Here is a 12,105-nt window from a genome sequence, read left to right as displayed (position 1 = left end):
CGGTGCTGCATCCACCCATTCCACCGCGCGCCGCCCCGGAACGCACGTCGGAACGACTGCCCCGCAAGGGGCAGCCCCCTCCCTGCTCGGCTGCCACCCCGGTGGCTGTCATTCCTGGTCGAAGTCCGTCCCCCGGGAGACCTTCTCCCACTCGGCGAGCTCGGCTCGCACGGAGTCCAGGTGTCCGGTCAGGGCGTCCACCGCGTCGTTGCCGAGGGCGAGACGGAGTGGGGTCCTCTCGGCGTCCAGAGCCAGCCGGATCGCCGCCGCGGCCTTCGCCGGGTCGCCGGGCTGGCTGCCGTCGCCGCCCTGTACCAACTGCCGGGTCGCGCCGACCTTCTCCGCGTACACCGGGTTCTGGGCGGAGAAGTACGCGGCTCCCTTGCCGAACAGGTTGGTGCGGAACGCGCCGGGTTCCACGATCAGCACCTTGACACCGAACGGTGCCACCTCGTCGGCCAAGCCCTCCGACAACTGCTCCAGCGCCGCCTTGGTCGCGCTGTACGCGGAGAACCCGGCGAAGGACAACTGCCCGCCGAGGCTGCTGATGTTCACCACCGCTCCGCTGCCCCGCTCCCGCATCTGCGGCAGCAGCGCCCGGGTCAGCCGCGCCGGGCCGAACACGTGCACCTCGAACAGGTCGCGCAGCTCCTGGTCGGTGGTCTCCTCGAACGCCCCGACCTGGGTGCGGCCGGCGTTGTTCACCAGCACGTCCACCCTGCCGTAACGGGCCAGGATGTCGGCGGCCACCGCGTCGATCCGCGCGCCGTCGGTGACGTCCAGGCTGACCGCGTCCACCCGGTCCGGGTACGCGGCGACCAGGTCGTCCAGCGACTCGGTCCGCCGGGCCGTCGCCACCACCGTGTCACCGGCGGCGACCGCGGCCTCCGCGATGGCCCGCCCGAAACCGCTGCTCGCGCCGGTGACCAGCCAGACCTTGGCGTTGCCGCTCATCTGCTTCTCCCTCGTCAACTGCCGTTCGGGCCTTCCCCGTCGACAGGTCCCATCCTTCCGGCGGAGCGGGCGCGACGTCCAAGACACGCTGTGATAGCCATAGGTTATGGACGTCCACGGGCGCGATCTGCGCTACTTCACCGCGGTCGCCGAGGAGTTGAGCTTCACCCGTGCGGCGGAGCGGCTGTTCGTCTCCCAGCCCGCGCTGAGCAAGCAGATACGGATGCTGGAGAAGCAACTCGGCGTGGTCCTGTTCGAACGTGACCGGCGGACCGTGCGGTTGACCACTGCGGGGGAAGCCCTGTTGCCCCGCGCCCGTGAGGTGCTGGCCGCCTGGGAGACAGCCGAAGCGGCGGTGGAGGAGGCGAAGACCGCCGAGCGGAGCACCTTGGTCATCGGTATGTCCACCAGTCCGGGCCGCGGACTGCTGCCCGCCCTGCGGACCCGCCTCGTCTCCCGGCATCCGGACGCGCGGCCCGTCCTGCGCCAGGTCAACTGGGCGGATCCCACCGCCGGGTTGGCGGACGGATCCAGCGACGTCGCCTTCGTCTGGCTGCCGCTGCCGGACGGTGACCGTTACCAGTACGAGGTGGTGGCCCGCGAGCCCCGGCTGGTCGCGCTGCCGGACGGACACCCCCTGGCGGCGCGGGCCGCCCGTGACCCCGAGGGACAGGTGGACTTCACCGACCTGCTGGAGGAGCCCTTCCTCGCGCTCCCCGAGGAGGCCGGTCCGCTGCGGGACTACTGGCTGGCCCTGGACGCCCGCGACGGCCGCCGACCGCGGATCGGCGGGGTGGTCTCCAGCGCCGAGGAGACCCACGAGGCGGTCGCCGGCGGCCAGGGAGTGGCGCTGCTGGCCACCGGTAACGCCCCGCTGGTCGTCCGGGACGGGGTGATCGCCGTGCCGGTCCGGGGCATTTCCCCGTCCCGGCTGGCGGTGGCGGCGGTTCAGGGCGACAGACGGCCACTGGTTGTCGCCTACCTCGCCGCCGCGCGCGAGGTCGGGGCCACCACCTGCTGATCCGGCAGCTCAGCCCCCCGCCTCCACGACATCCTCGCCACCCCCGTCCGCACGGTGTGGGCGGGCACCGGCGGCCCCACATGCGCGGAGCCGGGACACACGGCACGCTGGTGCCATGGCCGACGCCCAGCCCATCGTGATCTACCGGCCCGCCGTGGACGGCGGCCGGCGGGTGCGGGTGGGTGATCAGTTCCGTGGCATGGCGTACGGGCTGCTGGACGTCGTGGAGTTCCTGCGTGGCGCGGGCCTGGGGGACGTCGATGAGGACTGGGTGCGGCAGTCCGGGCTGATCGAGTGGCGGGGCGGCGGTCCGGAGCAGTGGCAGCGGTGACGCGGCGATGCCTTTCCCGCCCGTGGTCCTTGGGGACACGGGCCGACCGCCCGGTGGATCGGACCGTCACGCGGATGTGGCCCGAAGCCTGTGTCAGTATCGGCGGTGTGGGCGCAACGCCGTGCGCCGGGCCGAGGGCAGGGGAACGACCGAGATGAACCGGCCGCCAGGAATGATGGATGTGGCACGGGAGGCAGGCGTCTCACACATCACCGTCTCCCGTGTGATCAACGGTCATCCGTCGGTGCGGCCGGAGACCCGGACCCGAGTCGAGGCCGCGATTCGAAAGCTGGGCTATCGCCCCAACAGTGTGGCCAGGGCCCTCAAGAGCCGCCGTTCGGCGACGATCGGTGTGGTGATCGTCGGGTCGGAGCTGTTCGAACTGCCCCGCATCCTGCTCGGCGTGGAGACGGCCGCCAGGCAAGCCGGTTACTGGGTGAGCCTGGCGAGCAGGCAGGGTGAGAGCACCACAGGCGATCTGGTGGAGACGCTGCGGCGGCTCACCGATCAGTCGGTGGAGGCGATCGCGGTCGTCGCAGACCGGAGTGTCGTGGTGGAGGCGCTGGCGGGCCTCGTGTTCGAGGTGCCGGTGGCCGTGGTGATGTCCGGGAGCGTCCCCAACCCCGATCTGAGCTTCATCGAGGTCGATCAGGAGCTCGGTGCCCGTCTGGCAGTTCGGCACCTCCTCGACCTCGGGCACCGGCGCATCGCCCACCTTTCCGGCCCCCCAGGCACCTTCGACGCTCAGGCGCGCGTCGAAGGCTGGCAGGCCGAACTCGCTGCCGCGGGAGCGGAGGGAGTCCTGCTGGAAGGGGATTTCACCGCGGCGAGCGGGTTCCGTCTCACCCACGAACTCTGCACGCACGATGCCGGTCTGCCGACAGCGGTGTTCGCGGGCAACGACCAGATGGCCATGGGGGTGTTGGCGGCGTTCGCGGAACGTGGAGTGAAGGTGCCGCAGGACGTGTCGGTCGTGGGGTTCGACGACATAAAGGGCGTCGACTACCTGGTGCCCGCCCTGACCACGGTGCGGCAGGATTTCCTCCGCCTCGGCAGGAGCGCCATCGAGCTGCTGGTGCGGACGCTGCACGGGGAGAAGGCGGCGCGCGAGAAGATCACGCCGGAGCTCGTCGTGCGGCGCAGCACCGCTCCGCCTCCCGCCGGTTCATAGCCCCGACGTCACACCCCCGCCCCTCCTGCCCCGGACGAGGGGGCGGGCGCGTAGTCGAACCAGCGTATGAGTGCCTCGCCCTGACCGGCTTCGGCGTCGCCCGTGCCGTACAGGCCGATGTGCACGCCCACGAATCCGCCGGCTCGTTCGGTGCTGAAGAAGGGCCGCTCGATGCTGCCCAGGGTCGTCCAGGTGCCGTCCTCGACGTGGAACGTGTAGCCGGACTCGTCGCTGTCCACCGCGAGGACGACCTCGCCGTCCGTCACGGCGACCGCCGCGAGACGGGTATCGGAACCCGCTTTGCGGGCGGTGAGCACCGCGTGCGGGATTCCGGAGGCGTCGACGGTCAGCGCCAGCGTGGCATGCCGGTCGTGGTTCTGGAAGACGGCCAGCCCCGCTTCCCGCGTCTGCGCGACGGCGGTGAAGCGGATCCGGGTACTCGCGCGCAGGCGCAGATGCTGCTGGCGGCGGGCGATGAACGCGGGGGTACCCGTCGAGGTGAGGGGCTCGGGGGAGAGGCGGATGCTCAGCCCGTCCCCGCCGGAGCGGAGCGAGACGAGTCCGTCGACCGGTCCGCGCAGGCTGTACCACTCCGGGGCGAGTGCGGTGCCGTCGAATCGGTCCAGCACACGGCCGTCCCGAAGCGCCTCCGCGGCCGCCACCGTGATCTGGGCCGGCAGCCGCTCCGACAGCTGCACGCGTCCGCTGTCCGGCGCGAACACGGGTCCCCTGGCGGTCCATTCGACGGGTACGAGGAACACCTCCCGGCCGAGCGTGTGCGTGCCGTCGGTCGGCCGCACGCCCAGGGCCACGGCCCACGTCTCCCCGGCGGGGGTGTCGACCAGGTCGACGTGGCCGACGTTGTGGATGGGTTCTGCCGCTCCGCGGTGGCGGTGGGTGAGCAGCGGGCTCCTGGGGTCCGTGGTGTAGGGACCGGTGACGGCGTCGGCACGAGCCGCGGTCACGGCGTGATGGTGTTCCGTGCCCCCCTCCGCGGCGATCAGGTGGTACCGGCCATCGCGTTTGTAGAGGTGCGGTGCCTCCACCCAGGCACCGCGCAGCGCACCGTGCCACAGGACGTGGGTCGGGCCGGTCAGGGCCAGGGTGTCGAGGTCGAGCTCGCGCATCCACAGTTCACCGGGACCGGTCACGTCCGGGTGGGCGGCGTCGCGGCAGGCGGTGAACCAGCAACGGCCGTCGTCGTCGAAGAACAGTGACGGGTCGATGCCCTCCGCGTCCAGCACGATCGGATCCGACCAGGGGCCGACCGGCTCAGCGGCGGTGGAGAGGAACGTGACGCTGCCGTGGCGGCCCTTCGCCAGGGTCGCGACCACATAGAAGGTGCCCTCATGATGGCGGATGGTGGGAGCCCAGATGCCGTCCGAGACGTCCAGGCCGGTCAGCGACAGGCGCGAAGACCCGCGCACCACGTGCCCCAGAGGGCTCCAGTTCACCAGGTCGCGGCTGTGGAGGACCGGGATCCCGGGGTAGTACGCGAATGTCGACGTGACCAGGTAGAAGTCCTCCCCGACCCGGCAGATCGACGGGTCCGGATGGCTCCCGGCGAGAACGGGATTGGCGAAGGTCGGCACGAGGGCGCACTCCGAGGCAGACATGGGACGGCGGCGGGTCTGGTCGCGGCTGAAGCCTTGACAGCTTGTTAACGTTAACATCAGGATCCGGACGACGAACACCGGCAATCCGGCAAGTGCCGGGACGCATCACACGTCGAAGGAAACGTGAAATGACCGCATCACTCCCGCCTTCCGCCCGGTCGGACCGTCAGACGCGACACCCGGTCCCCGGGCACCTGGCCTTCCCCCCGGACTTCCTCATCGGCTCCGCGACCGCCGCCTACCAGATCGAGGGCGCCGCCGACGAGGACGGACGCGGTCCTTCCATCTGGGACACCTACTCCCACACCCCGGGCCGGACGTGGAACGGCGACACCGGAGACATCGCCGCCGACCACTATCACCGCCTGGAGGACGACCTCGACCTCATGGAGTCCCTCGGCCTGCGGGCCTACCGGTTCTCCATCTCCTGGCCGCGCGTCCAGCCCACCGGCCGCGGTCCGGTCAACCCCAAAGGCCTGGACTTCTACCGTCGTCTGGTCGACGGCCTCCTCGACCGGGGCATCACCCCGGTGGCGACCCTCTACCACTGGGACCTGCCCCAAGCCCTCGAAGACACGGGTGGCTGGACGAACCGCGACACCGCCTTCGCCCTCGCCGACTACGCCGGCACCGTCGGCGCCGCTCTCGGCGATCGCGTCCCGGTATGGACCACGCTGAACGAACCATGGTGCTCCGCCTACCTCGGCTACGGATCCGGAGCGCATGCCCCCGGCCGCACCGACGGCGCCGCGGCGCTGACCGCGGTCCACCACCTCAACCTCGCCCACGGACTGGCCGTCCAACAGCTCAGGGCGGTCACCACCAACAGCCCGCAGTGCGCCATCAGCCTCAACTTCCACGTGCTGCGAGGCAGGGGCTACGGCGCCGACGAAGCTGTGCGCCGCATCGACGCGCTGGCCAACCGCTCCTTCACCGAACCGCTGCTGCGCGGTCACTACCCGCAGGACCTCCTCAGGGACACCGCCGCGGTCACCGACTGGGCGTTCGTGCGGGACGGCGACCTCACCGACATCCACCAGCCCCTGGACCTGCTCGGCGTCAACTACTACGCCACCACCGCCGTCCGCCTCTGGGACGGTGTGAGCCCGCGTCAGAACAATGACGGACACAAGGACGTGGGAGGCTCCCCCTGGCCGGGCTCGCCCCAGGTCGAGTTCCTCGAACAGGCGGGCCCGCACACCGCCATGGGCTGGAACATCGACCCCAAGGGCCTTGAGGATCTCCTCCTGGACCTGCACACCCGGTTCCCGAACCAGCCCCTGGTCGTCACCGAGAACGGGGCGGCGTTCGAGGACCACCTCTCCGCCCGAACCGAGGGCACCCACGCCGTCCACGACCCCCAGCGCATCGACTACCTCCGCGGCCACCTCATCGCCGCCCACCGGGCACTCGCCTCCGGTGTCGATCTGCGCGGATACTTCGTGTGGTCACTGATGGACAACTTCGAGTGGGGCTACGGGTACTCCAAGCGTTTCGGCATCGTCCATGTCGACTACGAGACCCAGCGCCGCACCCCGAAGGACAGCGCCATGTGGTACCGGGACCTGGCGGTGACCGGCAGCATCCCACCGCTGCCGACCAGATGAAGGAAAGGCGGACCAGGATGGGCCTGGCCACACCCGCGGATCCGGTACGGACAGATCCGGTACGCACCCGGTTGGTCGCGGCCGGGGCCGCGGTGGTGACCATCGGCGCGGGGCTGGGCCTGAGGGCAGTGGCGACCGGGGACGTGGCCAAGTACGGCGGAGACGCGCTGTACACCGTCCTGCTGTATGCGCTCGTCGTGCTGGCGGCGCCACGCGTGACCCCTCTGACGGCCGCCGGAAGCGCGCTGACCGTCAGTTGGGCGGTCGAGTTCTCCCAGCTCACCGAGGCCCCGGCGGAGCTCTCCCGGCGCAGCGCCGTCGCCCGCCTCGTGCTCGGTTCCACCTTCAATCCACCCGACCTGGTCTGGTACGCGGTCGGCGCGGCAGTGGGCTGGCTCGTCCACTCCGCGGCGGGCTCGGGCAACGCGAAGTCGGCGAGAAGAACGATGAAGTCTCTGATCTTGGGAAGACGGGAGTGATCTTCGTACCGCTTCCATGAGGGGGACACTTCGCCGTGGCCACGCCCATACGCCGTTTCCGACCCGTGCGGCGCCGACACCGCCCGTTCGACCTCCGTCGGACCGCCGCGTTCTTCGGCCTGCTGGCCCTGGTGGTGATCCTGGTGGGCTTCTCGCTGCGGGCGGTGGCCGGTGCCGTCGAGCGACGCCCCGCGTGGGCTCTGGCGCTGGGTGTCGTGGGCGTGGCGATCGTGATGGCCCTTCGGCACGGGCGACGCCGGTTATCCCTCGCCGGGGTGGCGCGCCGGGCCGCCGCCGCGCTCGACCAGGGAGCAGGCAGGGCGGTCGAGGTGCTGGACACCCCCGCCTCCGTGGGTGCGGTCGCGGAACCTTCCGCCGTCGGCGCCGGCCTCGAGGAGACGGTCGTCCTCCCACGCGATCCCGTGGCCGCCCCCGAGGCCCTGGACCCCGATGAGTTCGAGGAGGCGACCGCCGCTCTGTGCGAGCGGGACGGATGCTCGGACGTCGAAGTCGTCGGCGGGGCGGGCGACCTCGGGGCGGACGTCCTGGCCGTCGCTCCGGACGGACGGCGCGTCGTCATCCAGTGCAAGCGCTACGGCGACGGCCACCGGGTCGGCTCCCAGGACCTGCAGCGCTTCGGCGGCACCTGTTTCACCGTCCACGAGGCCGATGTCGCCGTCGTCGTCACCACCAGCGACTTCACCGAACCGGCCGTCGAGTACGCCGAGCAGTGCGGGATCCTGTGCTGGGACGGGCAGGCCCTGGAGGCGTGGAGTGCCGGCACCGGTCCGGCGCCGTGGGAGTCATGGACCGAAGAGGCTCGCCGTTGACAGCCGCCGCCGACAACGATGGCGGCGGCTGTCACGGTCGTCGCGCACCAACCGGCGTCGTCAGGGGCGCCCTCGGGTTTCCATCGGGTGACTGCGTGGGGCCGGTGTCACGGCGGTCGGCGTCACGGCCCGGTACGTCGCCTTCGCGTCGTCGTTCGCCGTCGGGCGCAGGCATTCGATGAGGTAGTCGCCCGTGTCGGGGTCGAGGGTCACGCCGTGCGTCTCGCTGCGGAATCCGGGGAAGTGACGGTCGAACGACTCCAGGGCGGTGAGGTAGCGCAGCAGGGGGCCGTCGGGCGCGCCCACGCTCTCGCCGGGCATGAGGACGGGAATGCCCGGCGGGGTGACGGTGACCATGGCGGCGGCCACCTGGCCCGGCGCGTCGGCCAGACGTACGCGCTGCGTGCCGCCGCGGATCAGCTGCTGGTAACAGAGGTACGGCGGGGCGACAGGTTGCGGCAACTGCTGGAACGCTGTGTCCAGCAGGTCGACGAGGCGGGCCGAGCGCAGATGGTCGTGCATGTCCTGACACAGGTCGCGCAGGGTCAGGCAGGCGTAGCGCCTGGGATGCTCGGCGACCAGTGCGGGCAGCACACGGTCGAGGGGGGCGTCCTCGTCGTAGAGGGCCTTGAAGTCCATCAGGGCGTCGAGGAGGGTGCCCCACTTGCCCTTGGTGATGCCCATGGAGAACAGCACCAGCGTGGTGTAGCTGTCGGTCTTCTCCACGACGATGTGACGGGTGGCCAGGTACGCGGTGAGCACCCGTGCCGGGATGCCCCACCCGGCTGCCGCACCGGTCGCGTCGATGCCAGGGCAGGTCAGGGTGACCTTGATCGGGTCGAGCATGCAGTAGCCGTCGGTGAGCCCCGGGAAGCCGTGCCAGGCGGCGCCCGGTTCCAGGTGCCAGCAGGACGGCTCGGTGCGCAGCAGCTCGGCCGGTGCCTCGTCGAACGGCAGGCGTGCGCCGGTGCCTGGGTCGGTGACCGACTCGGGTTGCCACACGCCGAAGAACCACGGCGGCCGGTCGCCGGCCTCCTCGATGCGACGCCGGATGCGCACCATCTCCTGGCGGAACCGGACCGCCTCGGTCACGGCCTCGTCCAGCAGCCAGTGGCCCTGCGGCCCGTCCATCATCGCGGTCGCCACATCCAGCGAGGCGATCATCGGGTAGAGCGGGGAGGTGGTGCCGTGCATCATCAACGCCTCGTTGAACCGGTCGTGTTCGACGGGCGCCCTGGGCGCGGGCCTGACGTGGACCATGGCGCTCTGCGAGAGCGCGGCCAGCAACTTGTGGGTCGACTGGGTCGCGAAGACCGTCGGCCGGTCCGGGCCCGGGAAGGTGTCCTCGTCCACCGACATGCCGTACCGGCCCGCGTAGAGCGGATGGAAGCGGGCGTAGGCGAACCACGCCTCGTCGAAATGCAGCCGGGGAGTGCTCGCGGCGAACGCCCGCGCCGCCGTCGAGGCGTCGTAACACAGCCCGTCATAGGTCGAGTTGGTGAAGACGGCGTACTGGGCGTCCGCTGACACGGCCTGCCCGGTCAGCGGGTTGGCCGCCACCCGCGCCGCGACCGACTCCGCGTCGAGCTCCGCCAGAGGCAGGGGTCCGGCGAGGCCGTAGCCGTTGCGGGTGGGGATCAGGTAGACGGGGCGCGCGCCGGACATGACCAGCCCGTGCAGCACCGACTTGTGGCAGTTGCGGTCCACCAGCGCGATCTCGTCGCGGGTGACGCTGAAGTGGCCGACCACGCGGTTGCAGGTGGAGTCACCGTGCAGCACGAAGTAGGTGAGGTCGGCGCCGAAGACCCGGGCGGCGTTGCGTTCCGCCTCGCCGATCGGGCCGGTGTGCTCGAACAACGAGCCCAGTTCCCCGACGGAGATCGACAGGTCGCTGCGCAACAGCCGTTCCCCGAAGTAGTCGTGGAACGCCCGGCCCGCGGGTGACTTCAGCAGGGCGACACCGCCGGAGTGGGCCGGGGTGTGCCAGGAGTACTCGTGCGCGTCGTCGAAACGGCGCAGTGCGCGGAAGAAGGGCGGCAGCACGGATTCCCGGTAGGCCCCGGCGGCGGTGGTGATCCGGCCCGCGATGAAGCCGGGGGTGTCCTCCAGCGGCCACACGTACCCCACGATCAGTTCCGACACCCACAGCGGCAGGTCCCGTACACCGTCGTCCGTCATGACCAGGAAGACCGGCAGATCCTTGAACCGCCGGCCGATCGAGCGGAGCACCGCGGCGCCCCCCGGCTCACCGTCCCCGCCCCCTCGGCTGGGGAGGTCCCAGGCGACCAGCGCCGCGGTCAGTCCCGCCTCGGTCCGTAACACCGCTTCGGCGTCGGCCGCACCCACCGCCCACCGGACGTCGAAACCCCGCGCCTTGATCGCCTGACCGATCCCCGCCCATTGCTCCGAGCCGGCCCCCTCGTTGCGAGGATGCTCCCGCACCGCGACCAGAATCCTGCTGTCCGCCATGGAATCCCCTCCCCGGCGGCCCGTACCGCCGCCCCGGCTCAGTCTCCGAGAGAACCCGGCCGGACCGAGGGGAGCGCACGGTAAACCACCCGCACGACGGAAACGTCTGTCGTCGACGCCTCGGGGCGGGGGGATCGTCGAACGGCCCTGTGCCGGAGGGGCGGTGGGGTCTTCGGGTGCCGTCCGGTCGCGTTCAGCCGGCGGTGACCCGGGCGTTGACCCGCCGCATCCAGTCCCGGTCGGTGTGCCACATGGGGTGGTGGGGGGCGGCGTTGGAGGTCAGGACGACGCCGTGGAAACCCGCGGCGAGGCAGCGGTCGACGACGAACTCCGCGATGTCCTTGCCGACGGCGTCCTCCTCGAAGCGCGTCAGCAGCGGGGTGTACCCCACGACGCTCTCACCGAGGACGGCGGGGATGCCGCGGTCGCGGGCGAACTCGGCGACGGAGTCGACCCACCCGGCCAGTGTCTCCCGCATGGCCTGCCGGTGCGCCGGATAGTTCTCGTAGAGCCACAGGTCCCAGCGGTCGGGGTCCACCCAGTCGTGCGCGTAGAACAGTTCGCGCGGGATGCCGGTCGCGGCCAGCCGCCAGGGCTCGTCCGGCTGGTAGTCGGCGAAGGCGGGCGCGTCGGGGCGCAGCATGGCGGCCAGTCCGGGGGTGGGCCAGGTGGCCGTCTCCGGGGCCGCCTCGGTGCCGTGACCGAGTCCCACCACCTCGTACAGCGCGCCGAGCACGCCGTACACGTAGAAGTGGAAGTGCGCGATCTGCGCCTGCTCCGGCAGGTCGTCGAGCTCGTCGGGCCACGGCTCACCCAGCGAGTAGGTCACCGGGATGGCGGGGTGGCGTGCCTGGAGCAGCTTCACGGCGCGTTCGAGGGGGCCGCGCAGCCGGGCGTAGTGGCCGGGGGTGCCGTCGGCCGGTACCAGGGAGCAGTTGTCGACCTCGTTGTGCACCTCGACGTAGGCGACGGGGCCGGCCAGCCCGCGTTCGGTGAGGAAGTCCAGCAGCTCGGCAAGCGCTTCGGCCACCGCCTCGGCGCGGTCCGGGCCGGGGACGTCGGCCAGGGCGCGGTGCCAGCTGTCGGTGTCGGCGAAGCTGGGGGACTGCTGGTACTCCCACGAGGACACGATGACCTTGCAGTCATGACGGGCGGCGGCCTCGAACAGCTCGATGAGCCGTCGGCGGCCGTCCAGCGGGTAGCCGCCGTGCACGTTGTACCAGCGGGTGCGCTGTCCGAACTGCGCGCCCAGGCCGCGGACCTGCAGGGACTCCGGCTCGTCGACGCGTCCGGAGAACAGCAGGAAGGGCATGGCGCAGATGCGCACGGTGTTGAAGCCCCGCTCCACCGTCTCGGCGAAGGCACGGTCGAGGTCGGCGAACGGCTCGCCCGGTCCGGCCTGCGTGTACCAGCTGAAGTCCCACAGGGTGATGGCGAGCCGGCCCGTGGTCTCGAGCGGGGCGGGTTGTTGCTGTGCGGTCATGGGGTCACCCGTCGTTCGTGTGCGGTGGGATGCCGTCGCGGATCGGCGGAGCGGCGGCACCACGCTAGCTCAATTCATTATTTATGAATAATCCTTGACGAGGGTGACGCGGTTGTCCAGGCTGTGGGGCGAACGAACCCGCGC

The 12,105-nt window shown here is 71.1% G+C and carries 10 protein-coding genes; 6 read left to right on the top strand and 4 right to left on the bottom strand.

The genetic code is table 11. From position 1 onward, the window contains the following. Positions 1 to 108 precede the first annotated feature (108 nt). Positions 109 to 954 carry an oxidoreductase gene (locus ACFYRY_RS24055; RefSeq protein ID WP_389149152.1) on the bottom strand — a complete coding sequence of 282 codons (846 nt, stop codon included), beginning with the start codon at positions 952 to 954 and terminating at the stop codon, positions 109 to 111. 106 nt (positions 955 to 1,060) lie between these two features. Here ACFYRY_RS24055 and ACFYRY_RS24050 point away from each other — a divergent pair, with 106 nt between their 5' ends. The 3 genes from ACFYRY_RS24050 (at position 1,061) to ACFYRY_RS24040 (ending at position 3,477) form a co-directional block, all read left to right on the top strand. Continuing rightward, positions 1,061 to 1,975, top strand: a complete 915-nt coding sequence (locus tag ACFYRY_RS24050; RefSeq protein WP_389149149.1) for a LysR family transcriptional regulator — start codon at positions 1,061 to 1,063, stop codon at positions 1,973 to 1,975. Between the two features lie 115 nt (positions 1,976 to 2,090). Further along, entirely contained in the window at positions 2,091 to 2,306 is a 216-nt protein-coding gene (locus ACFYRY_RS24045; RefSeq protein WP_389149146.1) for a hypothetical protein, read from the top strand. Positions 2,307 to 2,460: 154 nt separating this feature from the next. Beyond that, the gene (locus ACFYRY_RS24040; RefSeq protein ID WP_389149143.1) at positions 2,461 to 3,477 is read left to right on the top strand and encodes a LacI family DNA-binding transcriptional regulator; all 1,017 of its coding nucleotides are present in this window, start codon (positions 2,461 to 2,463) and stop codon (positions 3,475 to 3,477) included. An 8-nt stretch (positions 3,478 to 3,485) separates the two neighbouring features. On the opposite strand, the gene ACFYRY_RS24035 is transcribed toward ACFYRY_RS24040, so the two are convergent. After that, positions 3,486 to 5,093 carry a glycoside hydrolase family 43 protein gene (locus ACFYRY_RS24035; RefSeq protein WP_389149141.1) on the bottom strand — a complete coding sequence of 536 codons (1,608 nt, stop codon included), beginning with the start codon at positions 5,091 to 5,093 and terminating at the stop codon, positions 3,486 to 3,488. Positions 5,094 to 5,221: 128 nt separating this feature from the next. Here ACFYRY_RS24035 and ACFYRY_RS24030 point away from each other — a divergent pair, with 128 nt between their 5' ends. The 3 genes from ACFYRY_RS24030 to ACFYRY_RS24020 are packed head-to-tail and all read left to right on the top strand — an operon-like array spanning position 5,222 to position 8,009. Continuing rightward, a complete protein-coding gene (locus ACFYRY_RS24030; protein ID WP_389149138.1) occupies positions 5,222 to 6,700 on the top strand; it encodes a GH1 family beta-glucosidase in 1,479 nt (492 codons plus the stop codon). Between the two features lie 17 nt (positions 6,701 to 6,717). Beyond that, the gene (locus ACFYRY_RS24025) at positions 6,718 to 7,179 is read left to right on the top strand and encodes a DUF2809 domain-containing protein (RefSeq protein ID WP_389149135.1); all 462 of its coding nucleotides are present in this window, start codon (positions 6,718 to 6,720) and stop codon (positions 7,177 to 7,179) included. A gap of 35 nt (positions 7,180 to 7,214) precedes the next feature. Further along, positions 7,215 to 8,009 carry a restriction endonuclease gene (locus tag ACFYRY_RS24020; RefSeq protein ID WP_389149133.1) on the top strand — a complete coding sequence of 265 codons (795 nt, stop codon included), beginning with the start codon at positions 7,215 to 7,217 and terminating at the stop codon, positions 8,007 to 8,009. A gap of 60 nt (positions 8,010 to 8,069) precedes the next feature. On the opposite strand, the gene ACFYRY_RS24015 is transcribed toward ACFYRY_RS24020, so the two are convergent. After that, positions 8,070 to 10,478 carry an Orn/Lys/Arg decarboxylase N-terminal domain-containing protein gene (locus ACFYRY_RS24015; protein ID WP_389149130.1) on the bottom strand — a complete coding sequence of 803 codons (2,409 nt, stop codon included), beginning with the start codon at positions 10,476 to 10,478 and terminating at the stop codon, positions 8,070 to 8,072. A gap of 193 nt (positions 10,479 to 10,671) precedes the next feature. Then, complete coding sequence (locus ACFYRY_RS24010; protein ID WP_389149128.1) at positions 10,672 to 11,961, bottom strand: cellulase-like family protein; 1,290 nt, start codon at positions 11,959 to 11,961, stop codon at positions 10,672 to 10,674. Positions 11,962 to 12,105: the final 144 nt, after the last annotated feature.

It is taken from the genome of Streptomyces sp. NPDC005263 (genome assembly GCF_042872365.1).
Taxonomy (GTDB): domain Bacteria; phylum Actinomycetota; class Actinomycetes; order Streptomycetales; family Streptomycetaceae; genus Streptomyces.
Note: the sequence above shows the minus strand (reverse complement) of the source record. Positions and strands in the feature narration are given on the sequence as shown.

Excerpts from the sequence above, each read along its gene's own strand:
- ACFYRY_RS24055 (WP_389149152.1), bottom strand. The coding sequence starts at position 954 with ATGAGCGGCAACGCCAAGGTCTGGCTGGTCACCGGCGCGAGCAGCGGT.
- ACFYRY_RS24050 (WP_389149149.1), top strand. The coding sequence starts at position 1,061 with ATGGACGTCCACGGGCGCGATCTGCGCTACTTCACCGCGGTCGCCGAG.
- ACFYRY_RS24045 (WP_389149146.1), top strand. The coding sequence starts at position 2,091 with ATGGCCGACGCCCAGCCCATCGTGATCTACCGGCCCGCCGTGGACGGC.
- ACFYRY_RS24040 (WP_389149143.1), top strand. The coding sequence starts at position 2,461 with ATGAACCGGCCGCCAGGAATGATGGATGTGGCACGGGAGGCAGGCGTC.
- ACFYRY_RS24035 (WP_389149141.1), bottom strand. The coding sequence starts at position 5,093 with ATGTCTGCCTCGGAGTGCGCCCTCGTGCCGACCTTCGCCAATCCCGTT.
- ACFYRY_RS24030 (WP_389149138.1), top strand. The coding sequence starts at position 5,222 with ATGACCGCATCACTCCCGCCTTCCGCCCGGTCGGACCGTCAGACGCGA.
- ACFYRY_RS24025 (WP_389149135.1), top strand. The coding sequence starts at position 6,718 with ATGGGCCTGGCCACACCCGCGGATCCGGTACGGACAGATCCGGTACGC.
- ACFYRY_RS24015 (WP_389149130.1), bottom strand. The coding sequence starts at position 10,478 with ATGGCGGACAGCAGGATTCTGGTCGCGGTGCGGGAGCATCCTCGCAAC.
- ACFYRY_RS24010 (WP_389149128.1), bottom strand. The coding sequence starts at position 11,961 with ATGACCGCACAGCAACAACCCGCCCCGCTCGAGACCACGGGCCGGCTC.